Raw genomic sequence first — 19,759 nt, forward strand, 5'->3', positions numbered from 1 at the left:
ACCGGCTCCTGGGGATGGCCACGGCGCTGCCGCTTCGCCACGATGGGAAAGGGACCGAAGAGTCGATCTCAAAGACCACTGGTATGAGACGGGCCGACGGGTGGTTCGACGGCGTCGCCGTATCCTCTTCACCCTCCCGGGGGAGCTATGGCATTCACACATCGCCTCCTTTGAGTCCTCTCCCGCGAGCGAGAGGAGACTCAAAAACTCGCTTCAACGACATGTGAATCCGGCAGCCCCGGGGAGAGGGAGCTTTTCTTCTCTCCTCGGGCCGAGGTCGAAATCGCGTCCCGGATAGAAGTCCGACGCAGCCACGGTCAATCATCGCCATTCGCGTAGTTCATCAGCCCGATTCAGCCGCGCAACGGTGTCGGGCGAGACGACGAAATGCACGAAGCGCCGCCCCCGCCAACTCCCCGAAGCATTCGGCCGGGGATTTCCGCGGGATCATCGAACGGTTCCTGTTGCTGGAACTGACGGCCCTTCTGCGGCTCCTTCCATCCGGCGAACGCGTCCGGACTTTCAGTGTTGGATTTAGGTCCCATGCGGCCACCCGGCGTGGCTGCCCGCTCGATCCATTGGATTGGCGCCATAGGGCGTGACAAAGGGAATCCATCGGGATCCTAAGGGAAAGAGTGCGTCATTTTTAGAAAATGCATAACATTTTATATCAATGTCCTATACCTCTGAATATATTAGCAATCACGGAGTCTATCGGTGCCTGAGGGAGAAAATTTGTACTCATCAGTTCTGAATTTGTTGTTCTACATCAGACAAATGTATAAAAGAAATATTGAAGACTCTTCCCGTTTTGATGTACGCATAGTGCGAATCGTGCCTTCTCCTTGATAGAAGGGGAGGCAAGAGCTTTTTCCTGATGTGCTCGGCCGATGCCGAGGCGGCGGCCTTGTTTTCCGCCATGCGAGCGGCCCGAAGGCGGCGGGCCAACTAATTTTCAGGAGAGCTTCATGGCGACAGTGAACGGCACGGCCGGTAACGACGTGCTCTATGGCAACGACGACACCGCCGATACCGTGAACGGCTTTGGCGGCAATGATCAGCTGCAAGGCGGCGGCGGCAATGATGTTCTGAACGGCGGCGATGGGAACGATCTCCTCACCGGCGAGGCGGGCGCCGACCGGATCAATGGCGGTGCGGGCATCGACACCGCCGATTGGCTCCGTCAGAACGGGCTCACCACGGGGGTCAGCGTCAATCTCCAGACCGGCGCCACCGGCGGCGGGGCCGCGGGCGATGTGCTGACCGGGATCGAAAATCTCCGGGGCGGCAACTTCAACGACACTCTGATCGGGAATGCCGGGGCCAACACCCTCACTGGAGCCGGCGGCGCCGACACCATGAATGGCGGAGACGGCAATGATACCGTCAGCGGCCAGGACGGCAATGACCGCCTGAATGGCGGCAACGGCAACGATTACCTGAACGGAGGGGCCGGTTCCGATCTCCTCGATGGCGGCGCCGGCATCGACACCGTGTCCTACGGCGACGCGACAGCCCGGATCTCGATCAACCTGCAGGCTGGTCAAATCGGCGGCGCGGCCACGGGCGATACGCTGGCGAACATCGAAAATCTGACCGGAACGAGGTTCGATGACTATATTGCCGCCAACGCTGCCGCGAATGTGCTGAGCGGCGGGGCCGGCAACGACCAGCTCCGTGGCCAGGACGGCAACGATACGCTTTACGGCGGCGCCGGTGCCGACGACTTGAATGGTGGGAACGGGAACGACAATCTTAACGGCGGCGCCGGAAACGATGCCATCGCCGGCAGTGCCGGGGCCGATAACTTGGCCGGCTACGATGGAAATGACTATCTGGTCGGTGGCGCCGGTGCCGACAGGCTGAATGGAGGCGCAGGCGTCGACACGGTGAGCTATGCCGGTTCGGCGGCTCGCGTGGCGGTGATCCTGTCGAACGGGACGGCGTCCGGCGGTGATGCCGAGGGCGATACCTTCAGCGGCATCGAGAATCTCGCGGGATCGAGCTTCAGCGACTACCTGGGCGGCAATGCGTCAGCCAACACCTTGAACGGCGGCGCCGGCGATGACGGCCTGTCCGGCAAGGGCGGCGCCGACCGCATCAACGGCGGCGCCGGGATCGACATGGCGGACTACATCGACTCGGGTGCCGCGGTGACGATCGACCTGGCGGCCGGCACTGCCAGCGGCGGCGACGCCGCCGGCGACACCCTGACCAGCATCGAGAGCCTGCGCGGCCCCGCCTTCGACGACCCCCTGACCGGCAACGATGGCGACAACCGCCTGTCCGGCCTCGACGGCGTCGACACGCTCAACGGAGGTGCCGGCCAGGACAAGCTGATCGGCGGTGCCGGGGCCGATATCCTGAACGGCGGCGACGGCTTCGACATGGCGGGGTACGACAACGCCTCCGCCGGCCTGACGGTCAGCTTGGCCGACCCCTCCGCCAACACCGGCGACGCGGTGGGCGACGTCTACAACAGCATCGAAGACCTCCTCGGCAGCCAATTCAACGACGTGCTGACCGGTGATGCCGGCACCAACTACATCATCGGCTATTACGGCGACGACCGGATCGACGGCGGGGGCGGCGCCGATACCCTGGTGGGCTCGAGCGGCGCGGACACCTTCGTCTTCTCCACCGCGGCCGACACCGTGGCCGGCAATCCGGACCGGATCAACGATTTCTCGCAAAGCGATGCCGACAAGATCGACGTGTCGGCCATCACCGGCGGCTCCGGCAGCTTCATCGGCACGGCGGCGTTCAGCGGCGCCGCCGGCGAGGTCCGCTACGAGGCGGGGACCGAGGACACCCAGATCTATATCGACGCCAATGGCGACGGCTCGGCCGATGCGCAGATCCGTCTCATCGGCGTGGTCACCCTGACCGCCGGCGACTTCGTGCTGTAGTTCGGCAGACGCGGCCCTCGGGCCGCTGCGGTGCCCCGGTCCGGACGATGCAGATCGATCGGACCGGCATGAGCGAGCGAGGGGCCCACTCCCTCGCTCGTTCTCTCTCCTCCCTTGCGTGGCCTGCCTTCGTCCGAGCGGGCCGGCTGCGCCGAAGTGCCTTCTCAGGAGGCGAGAGCATGTCCACTCATGATGCCAGGCTGTCGGCAAAGGTCCGGCGGGTGCCGCGCCAGGCTCGCTCTCGCGCCACGATCGAAGCGATCGTCCAGGCGGGGGCCGCCGTGCTGAGCGCCCGGGGCTGGTTCGGGTTCACGACCAACGAGGTGATCGACGTGGCGGGGGTGGGCACTGCCACGCTGTACCAGTACTTCCCGAACAAGGACGCGCTGGTCGCGGCCGTCGGGCGGCAGCACTTCGATCATGCGCTGGAGGAGTTGCGGCGGTCCGTGAGTGGAAGAAGCGGGCTGAGGCATCTCGTCGATGACTTCGTCCAGGGGATGGTGGCGGTCCATTCCATCGATCCCTGGCTGCACCGGGCCCTGCTCGACTCGCCCGCCCCCGCCGAATCCCGCGCGGCGCGCGCTGCCTTTCAGGCCGAATATCTGAGCCGATGCGAGGCCGTCGTCCGGGCGTTTCGGGGCGGCCCCAAGGGCGCAGCCGATGCGGCCGTCGTGCAGGTGCTGTCCTCTGCTGTGGAGAGCGTGATCTACAACGCCAACCGGAACGGGACGCCGAGGATGCCGGAGCTGAAGAGAGAACTCGTGGCATTGGTGACCGGCTATCTCGGCGCCACCATCCGCTCTCCGGGTGAAGTGCTGGCGTTCGCCGCGCATGCCTGATCGCGCGATCGCTCTGCGTCTCGCGTGAAGCCCGCCCTGGGTTTATTCTCCTGGCGGGGAGGATCGCGCATGGCTTCGGATCTGTTCGATCGCCAGATGGCGATGTACACCAGCTTCCACCGCGACGGCCGCAACCGGCTGACCCATTTCTTCGGCATCCCGGCGATCATCCAGGCGGTGCTGATCGCGCTGGCCGCCATCCCGCTCGGCACCATCGGCGGCTGGCCGGTGACGCTGGCCGATCTGGTCGCCCTGCTGGTCTGGCTCCTGTGGATCGCGCTCGATCTCGGGCTCGGCCTGGCCATGGCGGTGGTGGTGATCCCGGGGCTGATCGTCGCCCGTGCCGTGGCCGGCGGCGGCTCGCCTTCGACCACCTGGATCGTCGCCGGCACCCTGTTCGTCGGCGGCTGGGTGCTGCAGCTGGTCGGCCATGCCTATGAGGGCAAACGGCCGGCCTTCCTGTCGAACCTGTTCCAGCTGCTGATCGGCCCGATGTTCCTGATGGCCGAGACCGCCTTCGCCCTTGGCTTGCGCTCCGGCCTGAAGCACCGGGTCGAGGCCGCGGCGGCCGCCTATCAGTCGAGATAGGTCCAGGTATCGGCGCCGTCGAAGCGGCGCACCGGCACGCCCTCGATCTCGGCCGGGTCGATCAGCCGGGCGTTGATCGCCACCCGTGCCGGATCTCCGGCCGGCAACCCCTCCCAATGGGTGACGCAGCCGCAGGTCGGGCAATGGTGGATCGCCAGGCTGCGGTCGCCCTGGATGTAGGCCACCGTGGTGCCGGCGCCGGCAACGATGGTCAGCTGGTCGCGCGGATAATAGGCCCACAGCGTGCCGAGGCGGCGGCAGATCGAACAGTTGCAGGAGGTCAGCCGCTGCGGCCGCTCCGCGACCTGCAGCCGGACGGCGCCGCAATGGCAGGAGGCTTCGATCATAGGGACCTCGCGGGGTCGGCTCGGATGCCGGGATGATCCGCCCGTACCGCCCGGACCGCAACTCAGGGCCCGACCACACCCGGCAGCTCGGCGCCGATGGCACAGGAATCGAGGCCCTGGATCGCCTGCCACAGATTGCCGGCGGCGATGCTCAGCACCTCCTCCGGCACCGGCTGGCCGGCGCGGATCGCGGTGAAGCGCAGAGTCGCTTCGTCTGCGTCCAGCGTCTCCTGCAGGGCCGGCGTCTCCTCCAGCGTGAAGCGCCAGGTCGGCAGGCCGGGCGATGCGACCGAGACGGCGACGGTCTGGGAGCCCAGCCGCAGCTCCGCCGTGCCGTCGGGCTGGAAGCGCCCGCCGGCCTTCGCCAGGCCGGGGGCGGAGACCAGGATCTCGATCCGGTTGAGGTCATCGCGCCGGATCCATTCGGTCTGGCCGGGCTGTCCGCCCAGGCGCAGGAAGCAGGCATTGCCCGGCAGCCGGTACAGGACCGGGCCGCCGGCCTCGGGCGCGTAGTCGATCAGCTTCTCGGCCCGGGGTGCCCGCTCGAGAGCGACGAAGGTGGTCAGCAGATGGGCCTCGATCCGTGGTAGGCCGGGCGTCATGAAGGTGGGCAGCACCAGCGCGGCTGGGATCAGGGAAACCAAGAACACGAGGCTGATCATCGGCCGCTCCCTTGGCACAGCCGGCAGGATTTCATGGCAGCTCTCCCGGCTCAAGCGCCGGGGATGACAATCCGGCCGGGTTCAGTCCTCTCCCAGCGCCGCCTTCTGGATCGCCGCCAGCTCGGCCGTGCCCTGCTCGGCCAGCGCCAGCAGCGCCTCGAACTCGGCCCGGCTGAAGGGGGTCTGCTCCGCCGTCGCCTGCACCTCGACCAGCCCGCCCTTGCCGGTGATGACGAAGTTGGCGTCGGCCTGGGCGGTCGAATCCTCGGCATAGTCGAGGTCCAGCACCGCCTGGCCCTGGTAGAGGCCGCAGGAGATGGCGGCGACGCTGTCGGTCAGCGGCAGCGCCTTGATCTTGCGGATCTGCACCAGATGGCGCAGCGCCAGGGCCAGCGCGACATAGCCGCCGGTGATCGCGGCGGTGCGGGTGCCGCCATCGGCCTGCAGCACGTCGCAATCGACCTTGATCTGGATCTCGCCCAGCGACTTCAGGTCGGTCACGGCCCGCAGCGACCGGCCGATCAGGCGCTGGATCTCCTGGGTCCGCCCGGTCTGCTTGCCGCGCGCGGCCTCGCGGTCGGTGCGCTGGTCGGTGGCGCGCGGCAGCATGCCGTACTCCGCCGTCACCCAGCCCTTGCCGCCGCCCTTCAGCCAGGAGGGCACCCGGTCCTCGACCGAGGCCGTGCACAGCACATGGGTGTCGCCGAACTTCGCCAGGCACGAGCCCTCGGCATATTTGTTGACGTCGGTCTCGAGGCGGATGGCGCGCAGGGCGTCGAAGGCGCGTCCGGACGGTCGCATGGGGTCGCTTTCTGTTCTCGGCGAAGGTCGCGCACGCTATCCTCGCGGGTCCGACCCGTAAAGCCCGGGAACGTTGATTCGGGTGCAACGGCCCCTACATAGCGTGGCGACGGCCATGAGCATGCTGAACGAACTTTCAAGCCGATCCGGCGGCCAGGCATTCCGGGACCTCGACGAGCGCTCGCGGGAGATCTTCCGCCTGATCGTCGACGCGTATGTCCAGTCCGGCGAGCCGGTGGGCAGCCGCACGCTGTCGCGCCGGCTCGGCATGTCGCTGTCGCCGGCGACGATCCGCAACGTCATGGCGGATCTCGAGGATGCCGGCCTGCTCTACGCCCCGCATACCTCGGCCGGGCGGCTGCCGACCGATGCGGGCCTGCGCCTGTTCGTGCACGGGCTGATGCAGCTCGGCGATGTCGGCGAGAGCGAGCGGGCCTCGATCGAGGCGATGTGCGCCCAGGCCGGGCGCGGCGTGTCCGAGATGCTGGAGGAGGCGACCTCCGCCCTCTCCGGCCTGTCCGCCTGCGCTGGCCTCGTTCTGGCGCCGAAGACCGACCGGCCGCTGAAGCATATCGAGTTCGTCAACCTGTCGCCCGGCCGCGCCCTGGTGGTGCTGGTCACCGAGGACGGCATGGTCGAGAACCGGGTGCTGGAGGTGCCGCTGGGCCTGCCGGCCTCGACCTTCGTCCACGTCACCAACTATCTCAACGCCCGCATCGTCGGCCGCACCATCGCCGAGGCCCGCGCCGAGGTGCTGGGCGAGATCGAGGCGCAGAAGAGCCAGCTCGACAGCCTGGCCGCCAAGGTGGTCGAGGCCGGCCTCGCCACCTGGAGCGGCGGCGGGGGCGGCACGCTGATCGTCAAGGGCCAGTCGCGCCTGCTCAACGACGTCACGGCGCTGGAGGATCTGGAGCGCATCCGCAGCCTGTTCCAGGCGCTGGAGACCAAGGAGGCGATGCTGCGGATGCTCGACGCGGCCAATGCCGCCGAGGGCGTGCAGATCTTCATCGGCGCCGAGAACGGGCTGTTCAGCCACACTGGCTGCTCGATGATCATCGCCCCCTACAAGGGGGGCGACCAGCGCGTGGTCGGCGCCGTCGGCGTGATCGGGCCGACCCGGCTGAACTATGCGCGCATCATCCCGATGGTGGATTACACCGCGAAGATGATAGGCCGTCTCCTCAGAACCAACGAGACCACGAACCAGGTAGCATGATGCACAGCAAGACGATGTCCGCCGAGCCCCGCCCCGACGCGACGGAGCCGGAGACCGGGGCCGCCGGGCCCGAGGTCGAGGGTGTCGCCGAGACCGAAACCGCGGCCGAAGCCGCGCAGGCCTCCGATCCCGGGGGCGATGCGGCGCTGGCCGGGGCGGCGGAGCGCATCGCCGCTCTCGAGGCCGAGAACGCCAAGCTGAAGGACCAGGCGCTGCGCGCCCTGGCGGAGACCGAGAACATCCGCCGCCGGTCGGAGCGCGAGCGCGAGGACACGGCGAAATACGCCATCTCCGGCTTCGCCAAGTCGCTGCTCGACGCCGCCGACAACCTGCGCCGCGCCATCGACGCGGTGCCGGCCGAGGCGGTCGACGCGGATCCGGCGCTGAAGACCCTGGTCGACGGCGTCGCCGCCACCGAGCGCCAACTGCTGGCCGCCTTCGAGCGCCACGGCGTGACCCGGATCGAGCCGGTCGGCGAGACCTTCGACCCGAACTTCCACCAGGCCATGTTCGAGCTGCCGGGCACCGGCAAGCCGTCCGGCACCATCGTCCAGGTGGTCCAGCCCGGCTATGTGCTGCAGGGCCGGCTGCTGCGCCCGGCCATGGTCGGCGTGGCCAAGGGCGAGTGATGCGGCGGCTCGGCCTTCTCGCGGCGCTGCTGGCGGTGGCGGTCGCCGCCGCCGCCTGCGAGCGGTCGGACAAGCCGGCCAAGGGCGTCTATATGGGCGCCGGTGGCGGCGTGTCCGTCCCCTCCTGACGCATGGCGGCACCGGCCCCGATGCCGCAGCCGACGACATGAAACCGTCATCGACCACGGGTAGCGTCGCCGCTTTCCGCGTGATCGCGGTATTCTGGGGCTCGCTGTTCGAGGCGCATGGGCATGGCCGGACCGATCTATCGCCACCTGTTCGGCATCGGGGTGATCGCCGCTCTGGTGATCGCGCTGCTGCTGCTGTCGGCAGGATCTGACGGGATCGGCATCTGGCTAGCGGCGGCCGGGGTGGTGGCGGTGGTCGGCGTCGCCGGCCTGTTTGCCTGGCGCCTGCTGCGCGACCTCGACCTGCTGCGCCGCCATATCGAGGCCTCGGCCTCCGAGGCGCCGGATCGGCCGCCGCGGCCCTCGACCGAGATCGGCCAGATCCTGTTCCTGCAGTTGCAGCGGCTGCAGCGTCATGCCCGCGGCCGCGAGCGCAGCCTGGCGGTCGAGTTGCAGACCGCGTCGGAGATCCTGGAGGCGCAGGACGACCCGATCCTGGTGCTGGCCGGCGACCGCAGCGTGCTGCGCGCCAACGGCGCCGCCGAGCGGCTGTTCGGCGACCGGCTCCTGGGCCGCGACATGGCCGAGGCGATCCGCCATCCGGAGATCGTCGCCGCCGTCGACGCCGTCCTCGCCGGCGGCCCGATGCTGACCGTCCCGCTGAACCTGCCGGTGCCGATCGAGCGCGAGTTCGAAGTCCGGATCCAGCGCTTCGAACGGCGCGGCGACGCTGGCGAGCGGGAGTCCGACGACCGGCCCGAGCCGGCGCTGCTGGTCACCTTCTACGATCTCACCGCCTCCAAGCGGGTCGAGCAGATGCGGGCCGACTTCGTCGCCAATGCCAGCCACGAGCTGCGCACGCCGCTGTCCAGCCTGATGGGCTTCATCGAGACGCTGCGCGGCCCGGCGCGAGACGACGCGGCGGCGCGCGAGCGCTTCCTCGGCATCATGCAGCAGCAGGCCGAGCGCATGTCCCGACTGGTCAACGACCTGCTGTCGCTGTCGCGGATCGAGCTGGACGAGCATGTGCCGCCGACCGGGCGGGTCGCGGTCGGGCCGCTGCTGCAGTCGGTCGCCGACGCGCTCGAGCTCAAGGCCCAGCGCAAGGCCCAGCGGCTCGAGCTCGACCTGGCGCCCGACCTGCCGCAGGTGGTCGGGGATTCGGACCAGCTGTACCAGGTGTTCCAGAACCTGGTGTCGAACGCGATCAACTACGGCCGCCAGGGCGGCGTGGTCGGCCTGTCCGCGCGGGCCTCGGCCGAGGGGCGGCGGACCGGCCTCGTCGTCAGCGTCAGCGACCAGGGCGAAGGCATCGCCCGCGAGCACCTGCCGCGGCTGACCGAGCGGTTCTACCGGGTCGACCCGGCGCGCAGCCGCGCCGTCGGCGGCACCGGCCTCGGCCTCGCCATCGTCAAGCACATCGTCAGCCGCCATCGCGGCCGGCTGGAGATCGACAGCGAGGTCGGCCGCGGCAGCGTCTTCACCGTGCATCTGCCGGCCGCGCCGGGCAGCAAGCCGGCCGGCCGGGCCCTTCATAAAACTGTAACCGAATTGTCTTAAAAGCGTCGGCGGCGACGACTATAGCCTGCGCTCGGACGGGGGCGCTGGCCGCCTGACCGGACGATGCCGTGGGGCTCGTCCCACCACCACAGGAGATTCCCGTGAAGCTTTTTTCACGATCCATCCTTCGCGGCGCGGTGCTCGGCGCGGCGGTCGCGCTCGTGGCGGGCGCGTCCCAGGCGGCCGATATTTCCGGCGCCGGCGCCACCTTTCCGTACCCGATCTACGCCAAGTGGGCCGACGCCTATAAGAAGGAAAGCGGCATCGGCCTGAACTACCAGTCGATCGGCTCGGGCGGCGGCATCAAGCAGATCAAGGAAAAGACCGTCACCTTCGGCGCCTCGGACATGCCGCTGAAGCCGGAGGATCTCGACGCCGCCGGTCTCGTGCAGTTCCCGATGATCATGGGCGGCGTGGTGCCGGTCGTGAACATCCCGGGCGTTGCGCCGGGCCAGCTGACCCTCAGCGGCGACCTGGTCGCGCAGATCTATCTCGGCGACATCACCACCTGGAACGACGAGAAGATCAAGGCGCTGAACCCGGGCGTCAACCTGCCGGACACCGCCATCGCCCCGGCCTACCGGTCGGACGGGTCGGGCACCAACTTCCTGTTCACGACCTACCTCTCGTCGGTGAACGCCAAGTTCAAGGACTCGGTCGGCGCCAACTCCTCGGTGCAGTGGCCGGCCGGCATCGGCGCCAAGGGCAATGAGGGCGTCGCCAACACCACCAAGCAGACCGAAGGCGCCATCGGCTACGTCGAATACGCCTACGCCAAGCAGAACAAGCTGACCTACGTCAAGCTGGTCAACAAGGACGGCAAGGCGGTCGAGCCGACGATCAAGAGCTTCCAGGCCGCGGCGTCGGCCGCCGACTGGGCGAACTCCAAGGGCTACTACGTCATCCTGACCAACGAGCCGGGTGCGGAGAGCTGGCCGATCACCGGCGCCAGCTTCATCCTGATGTACAAGCAGCCGCAGGATCCGGCCGCGTCGGCCACCGCGCTGCAGTTCTTCGCCTGGGCCTACAGCAAGGGCGACAAGCTGGCCGAGGACCTCGACTACGTGCCGATGCCGGACTCGGTGGTCGAGATGGTCCACAAGACCTGGGCCGACAGCATCAAGGGCGCCGACGGCAAGCCGATCTGGACCGCCTCGAAGTGATCGGCCGACACGGCTGATCGAGTGGGCGCCGTGCGGTTGAACCTCCGCACGGCGCCGCTTGTTTCCCAGGCAAGGTGATCATGGTGGACACCACCTTTCAGAAGATCGGGCCGCGGATCGACGCGCGCACCGCCCAGCGACAGCGCATGGCGGACACCGGATTCCGCCTGACCACCCTGTTCTTCGCCGTGCTGGTGCTGGCGATCCTGGGCGGGGTGATCCTGTCGCTGATCATCGGCGCGATGCCGGCGCTGCAGACCTTCGGCTTCGGCTTCGTCACGACCGAGGTCTGGAACCCGGTCACCGACAAGTTCGGCGCGCTGGCGCCGATCTACGGCACCTTGGTCACCTCGTTGATCGCCATGCTGATCGGCGTCCCGGTCAGCTTCGGCATCGCCATCTTCCTGACCGAGCTGTGCCCGCCGGTGCTGAAGCGGCCGCTCGGCATCGCCATCGAGCTCCTGGCCGGCATCCCCAGCATCATCTACGGCATCTGGGGCTTCTTCGTGCTGGCGCCGATCCTGCAGCAGACGGTGCAGCCCTTCCTGATCGGCACCTTCGGCAAGCTGCCGCTGATCGGGCCGCTGTTCGCCGGCCCGCCCTACGGCATCGGCATCTTCACCGCCGGGCTGATCCTGGCGATCATGGTGCTGCCCTTCATCACCTCGATCATGCGCGACGTGTTCGAGACGGTGCCGCCGCTGCTCAAGGAATCCGCCTACGGCCTGGGTGCCACGACCTGGGAGGTGATGTGGAAGGTGGTGCTGCCCTACAGCCGCGTCGGCGTGGTCGGCGGCGTCATGCTCGGCCTCGGCCGGGCGCTGGGCGAGACCATGGCGGTCACCTTCGTCATCGGCAACGCCCACCGCATCTCGAACTCGATCCTGGCGCCGGGCACCACCATCTCCGCCTCGATCGCCAATGAATTCACCGAGGCCGTCGGCGACCTCTACACCTCGTCGCTGATCGCGCTGGGCCTCGTGCTCTTCGTCATCACCTTCATCGTCCTGGCGCTGGCCAAGATCCAGCTGCTGCGGCTGCAGCGCAAGGCGGGGGGCTAGACATGCCGGTACCGACTGCACTCTACGCCCGCCGCCGGGCGACCAACTCGATCCTGCTCAGCATCTCCTTCGGGGCGGCGGTGTTCGGTCTGCTCTGGCTGGTCTGGATCCTCGCCACGCTGCTGATCAACGGCCTCGACGCGATCACCCCGGCCCTGTTCACCGAATCCACCCCGCCGCCTCCGGGCGAAGGGGGCGGCCTGCTGAACGCGATCTTCGGCAGCCTGATCATGACCGTGGTCGGCACCCTGATCGGCACGCCGATCGGCATCCTCGCCGGCACCTACCTGGCCGAGTTCGGCAAGACCAGCAAGCTGGCCGAGGTGATCCGCTTCATCAACGACATCCTGCTCAGCGCGCCTTCGATCGTGGTCGGCCTGTTCGTCTACGAGATCATGGTGTCGTCGATGGGGCACTTCTCGGCCTGGGCCGGCGCCGTAGCTCTGTCGATCATCGCGGTGCCGGTGGTGATCCGCACCACCGAGGACATGCTGAAGCTGGTGCCGAACACCCTGCGCGAAGCCGCCGCGGCGCTCGGCTCGCCGCAGTGGAAGGTGGTGCTGATGATCTGCTACCGCGCCGCGCGCAACGGCATGATCACCGGCGTGCTGCTGGCGGTCGCCCGCATCAGCGGCGAGACGGCGCCGCTTCTGTTCACCGCTCTGAACAACCAGTTCTGGAGCACGGACATGAACGCGCCGATGGCGAATCTGCCCGTGGTCATCTTCCAGTTCGCGCTCAGCCCCTATGAGGACTGGCAGCGGCTGGCCTGGGGCGGCGCGCTCCTGATCACGGTGACGATCCTCCTCCTCAACATCATCGCCCGGGCGCTCTCCTCGCTCGGCGGCAAGCAGGGCTGACGGTCATGACAGGCAATGGCGCTCAGGTGACGACGCTCGACGTGAACATCAACGTCGACCGCCCCAAGGACTTCGCCCGCGATCTCCGCGAGAAGATCTCGATCCGCAACCTGTCCTTCTTCTACGAGGACCACGAGGCGCTGAAGAAGATCAACCTGCCGCTCTATGAGCGCTGCGTGACCGCCTTCATCGGTCCCTCGGGCTGCGGGAAGTCGACGCTGCTGCGCATCCTGAACCGGATGTACGACCTGTACCCGAAGCAGCGCGCGGTCGGCGAGGTGCTGCTGGACGGCGAGAACATCCTCGGCTCGAAGCAGGACGTGAACCTGCTGCGCGCCCGGGTCGGCATGGTGTTCCAGAAGCCGACGCCGTTCCCGATGTCGATCTACGACAACGTCGCCTTCGGCATCCGGCTCTACGAGAAGCTGGACCAGGCCGAGATGGACAGCCGTGTCGAAGGCGCCCTGCGCCGCGCCGCGCTGTGGGACGAGGTCAAGGACAAGCTGAAGAAGAGCGGCACCAGCCTCTCCGGCGGCCAGCAGCAGCGCCTGTGCATCGCCCGCACCATCGCGATGCAGCCCGACGTGGTGCTGCTCGACGAGCCGACCTCGGCGCTCGACCCGATCTCGACCGCGAAGATCGAGGAGCTGATCGACGAGCTGAAGACCGACTACACGATCGCGATCGTCACCCACAACATGCAGCAGGCGGCCCGCGCCGCCGACTTCACCGCCTTCATGTATCTTGGCGAGCTGGTCGAGTTCGGCGAGACGTCGGAGCTGTTCACCAGCCCGAAGAACGAGCGGACGCACAGCTACATCACCGGCCGCTTCGGCTGAGCCCCGGGTCAGAAGGATCAGCGCCATGGCAAACGAACATATCGTCAAGTCCTTCGACCAGGAGCTCGAGGCGCTGCGCCGCACCATCGTGCAGATGGGCGGCCTGGCGGAAAGCCAACTCGAGCTCGCCATCCAGGCGGTGGTGCGGCGCGACGCCGACCTCGCCGGCCGGGTGATGCGCAGCGACGAGCAGATGGACGCCTACGAGGCCTCGGTCGACGCCGCGGTGGTCCAGATCCTGGCCCTGCGCCAGCCCTTCGCGGCCGACCTGCGCGAGGTGATCTCGGCGCTCCGCATCGCCGCCGACCTCGAGCGGATCGGCGACTACGCCGCCAATATCGCCAAGCGGTCGTTGGCCCTGGCCCAGGTGCCGGTGGTCCGCCCGGTGGCGACGCTGCCCCGCATGGGCCGGATGGTGCAGCAGATCATCAAGGACGTGCTCGACGCCTATACCGAGCGCGACCTGGACAAGGCGCTGTCGGCCTGGCGCCAGGACGAATCGGTCGACGACCTCTACACCAGCCTGTTCCGCGAGACCCTCACCTACATGATGGAGGATCCGCGCAATATCACCCCCTGCACCCATCTCCTCTTCATCGCCAAGAACATCGAGCGGATCGGCGACCACGCGACCAACATCGCCGAGCTGATCCACTTCCTGCTCACGGGCAAGCCGGTGAAGGACGTGCGGCCGAAGGGCGACGCCACCTCCTTCACCGTCGTCACCCCCGAGGCCAAGCCGGAGGACAATGCATGAGAGCCGGCATCCAGCCGCTGGTTCTGGTGGTCGAGGACGAGGTCGACCTCGTCACCCTCCTGACCTACAACCTGGAGCGCGAAGGCTTCCGCGTCCTCGCCGCCTATGACGGCGAGGAGGCGCTGCTGCTGGCCAGCGAGCAGCGCCCGGACCTGGTGCTGCTCGACTGGATGCTGCCGCATCTCTCCGGCATCGAGGTCTGCCGGCAGCTGCGCCGCGGCGCCAAGACCCGCGACATCCCGGTGATCATGCTGACGGCGCGGGGCGAGGAGGGGGACCGCGTGCGCGGCCTCGATTCCGGCGCCGACGACTACGTCGCCAAGCCGTTCTCGACGCCGGAGCTGATGGCCCGGATCAAGGCGGTGCTGCGCCGCACCTCGCCCTCCAGCGCCGGCGACATCCTCAGCTACGCCGATCTCAGCATGGATCTCGGCGGCCACCGCGTCCGCCGCGGCAACCGCGACGTCCATCTCGGCCCGACCGAGTTCCGCCTGCTGCGCCACTTTATGCAGCATCCCGGCCGGGTGTTCAGCCGCGAGCAGCTGCTCGACATCGTCTGGGGCCACGACGTCTATGTCGAGCCGCGCACCGTCGACGTGCATATCCGCCGGCTGCGCAAGGCGCTGAACGACGACAGCGAGATCGACCTGATCCGCACCGTCCGCTCCGCCGGCTATTCGCTGGATGTCCAGGCGCAGGCCTGATCCCGGGAACCATCCGTCAAGGTTGTTGGTTGTCCGGGCAAAACGGCACGGGAGATGTCGCGTGAGCAAGGATTCCTGGCTGTTCCTCCGGATCTGGGCCCGGTCGCCGCTGAAGGTCGCGGCCTGGGCGCCCTCCAGCCCGGCCGTGGCCCGCGCCTTCGCCCGGCACGTCGATCCTCGCTGCAGCGACCCGGGGCTCGAGCTCGGCGCCGGCACCGGCAGCCTCACCGAAGGGCTGCTGGCGACGGGATTGCCGCCGGAGAAGCTGATCGTCGTCGAGAAGATGCCCGAATTCTGCACCGTGCTGCGCCAGCGCTTCCCCGGCGTCACGGTGCTGGAGGGCGACGTCGCGGAGATCGGCCGGATGCTGGACGGCATCGGGGTCAAGCGGCTGTCGGTGGTGGTGTCCAGCCTGCCGATCATCTGGTTCCCGCTCGACCTGCAGCGGGCGATCATCGACGCCGCCTTCGCCCGCATGGGCCGGTCGGGGCGGTTCCTGCAGCTGACCAACCCGATCCTGTCGCCGCTGCCGCGGCGCAAGCTGGGGCTGCAGGGCCGGATGGTCGACTTCGTCTGGCGCAACCTGCCGCCCCTCGGCGCCTGGAGCTACCGCCGCCCTGCGGGCGTCCCCGACGCGGCGTGATCGGCGAGCCCCCTTCCCGGGTTCCCGACACCGTCATTGCAAGGAGGCGCAGCCGACGAAGCAATGACGATGAGGGCAGACGGGCTTGGCGCCATTCCCAAAGAAAAAGCCCGCGCCACCTGTCGGCGGCGCGGGCTTCCGTTTTGACGGAGCGTCAGTTGCCCGGCGCGCTCGGCACGAACCAGCCGGCGGGCAGGCCGTTGGCCTGACGGCGCGGCTCGCCGGCATCGGCGACCTGCTGCAGCACGGGTTGGGCGCGGCCGGTCTTGGCCGAAGCGACGCGGACCGGCGGCGCGTCGGGGATCGGCGCCATCCGGGTCGGCGCCACCGCCGCGCGGGCGGCGGGAGCCGGGGCCGGGACAGCGGCCGCGACCTGGGTGCTGCCATCCGGGATCGGCGCCATCCGCACCGGTGCCGGGCGGGCTGCCGGGGCGGGCGCGGCGGCGACCTGGGTGCTGCCGTCGGGGATCGGGGCCATGCGCACCGGTGCCGGGCGGGTTGCCGGAGCGGCCGCGGCGACCTGGGTGCTGCCGTCCGGGATCGGCTGCATGCGCACCGCGCCCGGCTGCGGCACCACGCGGACCGGCGGCAGCGCCGACGCGACGACGGTGCCCGACCCGTCGGGGATCGGCTGCATCGCCGCGACCACGGTGCTGCCGCGGGTCGACGAGCCATCCGGGATCGGCTGCATCGCGGCGACGACGGTGGTGCCGCGGGTCGAGGACCCGTCGGGGATCGGCTTCATCGCCGCCACCACGGTGGTGTTGCGGCGCGAGGATCCGTCGGGGATCGGGGCCATGCGGATCGTCGCCGGCACCTTCTGCTGGATCTGGGCGGCAGCATACTGGGTCATCCGGTCGGTGCCGCCGTCGCGACCCGGCATGATGCCGGCGATCTGCGGCGCGATGATGTCCATGTAGCGCCGCGTCTCGCGCGGCAGCGGCCGGCCTTCCTCGACATACTGGCGGTCCCGCCCCGGCCCGGCATTGTAGGCGCCGAGGAAGCCGGGATAGCCGTACAGGTCGTACATCTCGCGGATATAGGCGGCGCCCGCCATGATGTTGTCGCGCGGCTCGTAGGCGTCGGGGCCCAGGCCGTGGACGTAGCGCAGCTCCTCCTAGGTGCCGGGCATGACCTGCATCAGCCCCATGGCGCCGGCGTGGCTGGTGATCGGCTGGCCGCCCTTCCAATGGGTCTGGCCGCCGCTCTCCACCTGCATCACCGCGCGGATCCATTCCTCGGGGATGTTGAAGCGGCGCGAGGCGTCGTGGATCTCGGCCCCCCAGGGGCCGCTGGCGACCACGGGTTTCGGCTTCGGTGCCTCGGCGCAGGCGGCAAGCAAGCCCGCGAGCAAGGCCGTGGCCGCAACCGTCCTGGTCCAGCGGGTTGTCCCTGGCATCTTCCCCTCCATGCTCCCCCAAATACGAAAGCCCAGCGGCGACGCCGCGGGCCCGAAAATTAACGCAGGCCCTCAACTTATACGGACAAGTGCTTCATTCAAAGAGGAAAACATCAATCGCCCATCCCCCTGGGCGACTGAATCCCTAGGCGGAATGCTGACCGAGAGCGGCGATCTCGTCGAGCGAAATCGTCACATGAATGATGCCGGGCTCGTCCGGCACGTCCGCGCGGGCGAATCCGAGCTCCTCGGCCATGCGCAGCATGGTCACGTTCTCCCGCAGCACCTCGCCGAAGATCCGCTTCAGCCCGCGGCTGCGGGCATAGCCGATGATCTCGGTCATCAGCCGGTGGCCGAGGCCCTGGCCCTTGAGGTCCGAGCGCACCATGATGCCGTATTCCGCGGTCTCGCCGTCCGGATCGGCGATGATGCGCACGGCGCCCAGGATCACGCGCTGCCCGTCCTCCTCGGCCTCGGCCACCAGCGCCATCTCGCGGTCGTAGTCGATCTGGGTCAGCCGGGCCGCGAATTCGTGGCTGAAGCTGCGCATGGCGCTGAAGAAGCGCAGCCGCACATCCTCCGGGCTGGACCGCTGCAGCATCTCGCGGATCGCCGGCTCGTCCTCCGGCCGAACCGGCCGCAGCGTGACCTCGCGGCCGTCGCGCAGCGCCAGGTGCTGCACCAGCCGCTGCGGATAGGGCCGGATGGCGAAGCGCGGCGTGCCCGGCGGCAGCGGCGGCTGCACCCGGATCGCGGCGCCGGGCGCCAGCACGCCCGCGGCGCCGGCCAGCAGCGGGTTGATCCGCAGCGCCGCCACCTCCGACAGGTCGGCGGCCAGCTGCGACAGCTTGACCAGCGTCAGCGCCACGGCGTCCAGGTCGGCCGGCGGCCGGCCGCGATAGCCCTGCAGCAGCCGCCAGACCCGGGCGCGCCGCATCAGGTCGCGCGCCAGCACGGCGTTCAAGGGCGGCAGGGCGGCGACGCCGTCATGCAGCAGCTCGGCCGCGGCACCGCCCTGACCGAACAGCAGCACCGGGCCGAACACCGGGTCGTCGTCGATCCCCAGCACCAGCTGATGCGCCTCGGGCCGGGCGGCGGCGCCTTCGGGCGACAGCGGGATGCGATAGGCGTCCAGCACCGACCGCGCCTCGGCCGCGGTCAGGGCGGCCCGGCCTTCCGCGAGGGCCGCCGCGATCACCGCCCGGGCGGCGTCGGCATCCGGCTGGAAATCCTCCGGCAGGGCCGGCGGCGTCTGCATCAGCAGCACCTGGTTCCGCCGGTGCCGGGCCAGATGCATGAAGGCGCGCGCCGCCTGGCCCGGCGTGTCGTAGCCGGGGATGCGGGCCTCGGCGAACAGGCGCCGGGTCTCGGCGGCGGCGCCCAGCCAGCTGGCCAGGACCGGCGGGCGGCGGCCGTCGCGCCTCGCCGTCTCGGCGACCACGCCGGCCACCGCCCGGGCCGCCTCGACCGGGTCGGCGATCGCGCTCGGGCCGTTCACCACCAGCACCGCGTCGCGGCCGGGATCGGCCAGCAGCGCCTCCAGCGCCCGGGCGAAGCGGTCGGCCGGCGCCGCATCGCCCAGGTCGACCGGGCCGGGCGGATCGGCACCGGCGATCCCCAGCCGTCTCGCCGTCGCCGCCGCCGGCACGGCCACGGTCCCGCCGGCGTCGGCCAGCGCCTCCGTGGCCAGCAGGCCGAGGCCCGCGCCGTTGGTCAGGATCGCCAGCCGCTCGCCCTCGACCCGCAGGCCGCTGGCCAGGGTCTCGACCGCGTCGAACAGCTCGGCCAGGTCGAACACCCGCAGCATGCCGGCGCGGCGGAAGGCGGCGTCGTACACCGCATCGGGGCCGATCAGCCCGTCGGCGTCGCCGGCCCGCCTGTCGCCGCGGCCGGGGCGGATCACCACCACCGGCCGGGTGCGGGCGGCGACGCGGGCGGCCGACATGAACTTGCGGGCGTGGCTGATGGTCTCGATGTGCAGCAGCACCGCGCGGGTGCGGGTGTCGGCGGCCAGCCAGTCCAGCATGTCGCCGAAATCGACATCGGCCATGCCGCCCAGCGAGACGACGTGGCTGAAGCCGATGCCGCGCCGGGTGGCCCAGTCCAGCACCGCCGCGGCCACGGTGCCGGACTGGCTGACGAAGGCCAGGTCGCCGGCCTCGGGGGCGACATGGCCCAGGCTGGCGTTGACGCCGCGATGCGGCGCCATCAGGCCGAAGCCGTCGGGGCCGAGGATGCGCAGCAGATGCGGCCGGGCCGCGTCCAGCATCGCCTGGCGCAGCCGGGCGCCCTCCGTGCCTTTCGCCGCCGCCGGCCGGTCGATGCCGACGACCGCGGCGGCACGGGTGCCGCGGCCGCCCAGCTGGGCGATCAGCCCGGGCAGGGCGTCGGGCGGCGCCGCGATCACGGCCAGGTCCGGCGCCATCGGCAGGTCGGCGACGGACGGGTAGGCGAGGGCGCTGCCGACCGACCGGGCGCCCTGGGTGACCGGCATCACCGGCCCGTCGAAGCCGCCGGCGAACAGGTTGCGGGCCAGCACGGCGCCGACCGGACCGTCGGCGATCAGGGCGATCGAGGCCGGTCGGAACAGGGCATCCAGGTTGCGCACCGACATCGCAGGCTCCCGCCCGAAACCACCGCCCCAGGGTGGCGGA

General features: G+C 69.5%; 18 protein-coding genes and 1 pseudogene. 14 read left to right on the forward strand and 5 right to left on the reverse strand.

Annotated features, from left to right (window positions below; translation table 11 throughout):
* Nucleotides 1-977: 977 nt before the first annotated feature.
* The 3 genes from LG391_RS10645 to LG391_RS10655 all read left to right on the forward strand — a co-directional run bounded on the left by LG391_RS10645 (nucleotide 978) and on the right by LG391_RS10655 (nucleotide 4,336).
* The gene (locus tag LG391_RS10645) at nucleotides 978-2,909 is read left to right on the forward strand and encodes a calcium-binding protein (RefSeq protein ID WP_225767993.1); all 1,932 of its coding nucleotides are present in this window, start codon (nucleotides 978-980) and stop codon (nucleotides 2,907-2,909) included.
* Between the two features lie 179 nt (nucleotides 2,910-3,088).
* Entirely contained in the window at nucleotides 3,089-3,748 is a 660-nt protein-coding gene (locus tag LG391_RS10650; RefSeq protein WP_225767994.1) for a TetR/AcrR family transcriptional regulator, read from the forward strand.
* Nucleotides 3,749-3,817: 69 nt separating this feature from the next.
* Nucleotides 3,818-4,336, forward strand: a complete 519-nt coding sequence (locus tag LG391_RS10655) for a DUF962 domain-containing protein (RefSeq protein WP_225767995.1) — start codon at nucleotides 3,818-3,820, stop codon at nucleotides 4,334-4,336.
* Here the strand turns inward: LG391_RS10655 and LG391_RS10660 are convergent.
* The 3 genes from LG391_RS10660 to rph all read right to left on the reverse strand — a co-directional run bounded on the left by LG391_RS10660 (nucleotide 4,324) and on the right by rph (nucleotide 6,146).
* Nucleotides 4,324-4,683, reverse strand: a complete 360-nt coding sequence (locus LG391_RS10660) for a GFA family protein (RefSeq protein WP_225767996.1) — start codon at nucleotides 4,681-4,683, stop codon at nucleotides 4,324-4,326. The two genes, LG391_RS10655 and LG391_RS10660, sit on opposite strands and share 13 nt — an antisense overlap.
* Before the next feature lie 62 nt (nucleotides 4,684-4,745).
* A complete protein-coding gene (locus tag LG391_RS10665; RefSeq protein WP_225767997.1) occupies nucleotides 4,746-5,345 on the reverse strand; it encodes a hypothetical protein in 600 nt (199 codons plus the stop codon).
* Nucleotides 5,346-5,426: 81 nt separating this feature from the next.
* The gene (gene rph, locus LG391_RS10670; RefSeq protein ID WP_225767998.1) at nucleotides 5,427-6,146 is read right to left on the reverse strand and encodes a ribonuclease PH; all 720 of its coding nucleotides are present in this window, start codon (nucleotides 6,144-6,146) and stop codon (nucleotides 5,427-5,429) included.
* Between the two features lie 115 nt (nucleotides 6,147-6,261).
* Between rph and hrcA the strand changes: the two genes are divergently transcribed.
* The 11 genes from hrcA to LG391_RS10720 all read left to right on the forward strand — a co-directional run bounded on the left by hrcA (nucleotide 6,262) and on the right by LG391_RS10720 (nucleotide 15,706).
* On the forward strand, nucleotides 6,262-7,362 hold the full coding sequence (gene hrcA / locus LG391_RS10675) for a heat-inducible transcriptional repressor HrcA (RefSeq protein ID WP_225767999.1): 1,101 nt from the start codon (nucleotides 6,262-6,264) through the stop codon (nucleotides 7,360-7,362).
* On the forward strand, nucleotides 7,359-7,991 hold the full coding sequence (grpE, locus tag LG391_RS10680) for a nucleotide exchange factor GrpE (protein WP_225768000.1): 633 nt from the start codon (nucleotides 7,359-7,361) through the stop codon (nucleotides 7,989-7,991). The genes hrcA and grpE overlap by 4 nt, the downstream gene beginning before the upstream one ends.
* A complete protein-coding gene (locus tag LG391_RS34700) occupies nucleotides 7,991-8,119 on the forward strand; it encodes a hypothetical protein (protein WP_255646542.1) in 129 nt (42 codons plus the stop codon). The genes grpE and LG391_RS34700 overlap by 1 nt, the downstream gene beginning before the upstream one ends.
* Before the next feature lie 123 nt (nucleotides 8,120-8,242).
* On the forward strand, nucleotides 8,243-9,679 hold the full coding sequence (locus LG391_RS10685) for an ATP-binding protein (RefSeq protein ID WP_225768001.1): 1,437 nt from the start codon (nucleotides 8,243-8,245) through the stop codon (nucleotides 9,677-9,679).
* A 101-nt stretch (nucleotides 9,680-9,780) separates the two neighbouring features.
* A complete protein-coding gene (gene pstS / locus LG391_RS10690) occupies nucleotides 9,781-10,842 on the forward strand; it encodes a phosphate ABC transporter substrate-binding protein PstS (protein ID WP_225768002.1) in 1,062 nt (353 codons plus the stop codon).
* 80 nt (nucleotides 10,843-10,922) lie between these two features.
* Nucleotides 10,923-11,903 (forward strand): phosphate ABC transporter permease subunit PstC, encoded by a 981-nt coding sequence (gene pstC, locus LG391_RS10695; protein ID WP_225768003.1) that lies wholly within the window; start codon nucleotides 10,923-10,925, stop codon nucleotides 11,901-11,903.
* A 2-nt stretch (nucleotides 11,904-11,905) separates the two neighbouring features.
* Nucleotides 11,906-12,763 carry a phosphate ABC transporter permease PstA gene (gene pstA, locus LG391_RS10700; RefSeq protein WP_225768004.1) on the forward strand — a complete coding sequence of 286 codons (858 nt, stop codon included), beginning with the start codon at nucleotides 11,906-11,908 and terminating at the stop codon, nucleotides 12,761-12,763.
* A gap of 5 nt (nucleotides 12,764-12,768) precedes the next feature.
* Nucleotides 12,769-13,602 (forward strand): phosphate ABC transporter ATP-binding protein PstB, encoded by an 834-nt coding sequence (gene pstB / locus LG391_RS10705; protein ID WP_225768005.1) that lies wholly within the window; start codon nucleotides 12,769-12,771, stop codon nucleotides 13,600-13,602.
* 25 nt (nucleotides 13,603-13,627) lie between these two features.
* Nucleotides 13,628-14,359 carry a phosphate signaling complex protein PhoU gene (gene phoU / locus LG391_RS10710; protein ID WP_225768006.1) on the forward strand — a complete coding sequence of 244 codons (732 nt, stop codon included), beginning with the start codon at nucleotides 13,628-13,630 and terminating at the stop codon, nucleotides 14,357-14,359.
* Nucleotides 14,356-15,063, forward strand: coding sequence for a phosphate regulon transcriptional regulator PhoB (phoB, locus tag LG391_RS10715; RefSeq protein ID WP_225768007.1), 708 nt, complete (start codon nucleotides 14,356-14,358; stop codon nucleotides 15,061-15,063). The genes phoU and phoB overlap by 4 nt, the downstream gene beginning before the upstream one ends.
* Before the next feature lie 61 nt (nucleotides 15,064-15,124).
* Complete coding sequence (locus LG391_RS10720) at nucleotides 15,125-15,706, forward strand: class I SAM-dependent methyltransferase (RefSeq protein WP_225768008.1); 582 nt, start codon at nucleotides 15,125-15,127, stop codon at nucleotides 15,704-15,706.
* 154 nt (nucleotides 15,707-15,860) lie between these two features.
* On the opposite strand, the pseudogene LG391_RS10725 reads toward LG391_RS10720, so the two are convergent.
* Both LG391_RS10725 and LG391_RS10730 read right to left on the reverse strand, forming a co-directional pair.
* Nucleotides 15,861-17,117 (reverse strand): annotated as a pseudogene (locus tag LG391_RS10725) (lytic transglycosylase domain-containing protein).
* Nucleotides 17,118-17,250: 133 nt separating this feature from the next.
* Entirely contained in the window at nucleotides 17,251-19,719 is a 2,469-nt protein-coding gene (locus tag LG391_RS10730; RefSeq protein ID WP_225768009.1) for a GNAT family N-acetyltransferase, read from the reverse strand.
* Between the last annotated feature and the right edge of the window lie 40 nt (nucleotides 19,720-19,759).

The sequence above is a fragment of the Inquilinus sp. Marseille-Q2685 genome (assembly GCF_916619195.1).
In the GTDB taxonomy this organism is placed as follows: domain Bacteria; phylum Pseudomonadota; class Alphaproteobacteria; order DSM-16000; family Inquilinaceae; genus Inquilinus.

Excerpts from the sequence above, each read along its gene's own strand:
- rph (WP_225767998.1), bottom strand. The coding sequence starts at position 6,146 with ATGCGACCGTCCGGACGCGCCTTCGACGCCCTGCGCGCCATCCGCCTC.
- grpE (WP_225768000.1), top strand. The coding sequence starts at position 7,359 with ATGATGCACAGCAAGACGATGTCCGCCGAGCCCCGCCCCGACGCGACG.
- LG391_RS10665 (WP_225767997.1), bottom strand. The coding sequence starts at position 5,345 with ATGATCAGCCTCGTGTTCTTGGTTTCCCTGATCCCAGCCGCGCTGGTG.
- hrcA (WP_225767999.1), top strand. The coding sequence starts at position 6,262 with ATGAGCATGCTGAACGAACTTTCAAGCCGATCCGGCGGCCAGGCATTC.
- LG391_RS10660 (WP_225767996.1), bottom strand. The coding sequence starts at position 4,683 with ATGATCGAAGCCTCCTGCCATTGCGGCGCCGTCCGGCTGCAGGTCGCG.
- LG391_RS10730 (WP_225768009.1), bottom strand. The coding sequence starts at position 19,719 with ATGTCGGTGCGCAACCTGGATGCCCTGTTCCGACCGGCCTCGATCGCC.
- LG391_RS10655 (WP_225767995.1), top strand. The coding sequence starts at position 3,818 with ATGGCTTCGGATCTGTTCGATCGCCAGATGGCGATGTACACCAGCTTC.
- phoU (WP_225768006.1), top strand. The coding sequence starts at position 13,628 with ATGGCAAACGAACATATCGTCAAGTCCTTCGACCAGGAGCTCGAGGCG.
- phoB (WP_225768007.1), top strand. The coding sequence starts at position 14,356 with ATGAGAGCCGGCATCCAGCCGCTGGTTCTGGTGGTCGAGGACGAGGTC.
- pstC (WP_225768003.1), top strand. The coding sequence starts at position 10,923 with ATGGTGGACACCACCTTTCAGAAGATCGGGCCGCGGATCGACGCGCGC.
- LG391_RS10650 (WP_225767994.1), top strand. The coding sequence starts at position 3,089 with ATGTCCACTCATGATGCCAGGCTGTCGGCAAAGGTCCGGCGGGTGCCG.
- pstB (WP_225768005.1), top strand. The coding sequence starts at position 12,769 with ATGACAGGCAATGGCGCTCAGGTGACGACGCTCGACGTGAACATCAAC.
- LG391_RS10685 (WP_225768001.1), top strand. The coding sequence starts at position 8,243 with ATGGCCGGACCGATCTATCGCCACCTGTTCGGCATCGGGGTGATCGCC.
- pstA (WP_225768004.1), top strand. The coding sequence starts at position 11,906 with ATGCCGGTACCGACTGCACTCTACGCCCGCCGCCGGGCGACCAACTCG.
- LG391_RS34700 (WP_255646542.1), top strand. The coding sequence starts at position 7,991 with ATGCGGCGGCTCGGCCTTCTCGCGGCGCTGCTGGCGGTGGCGGTCGCC.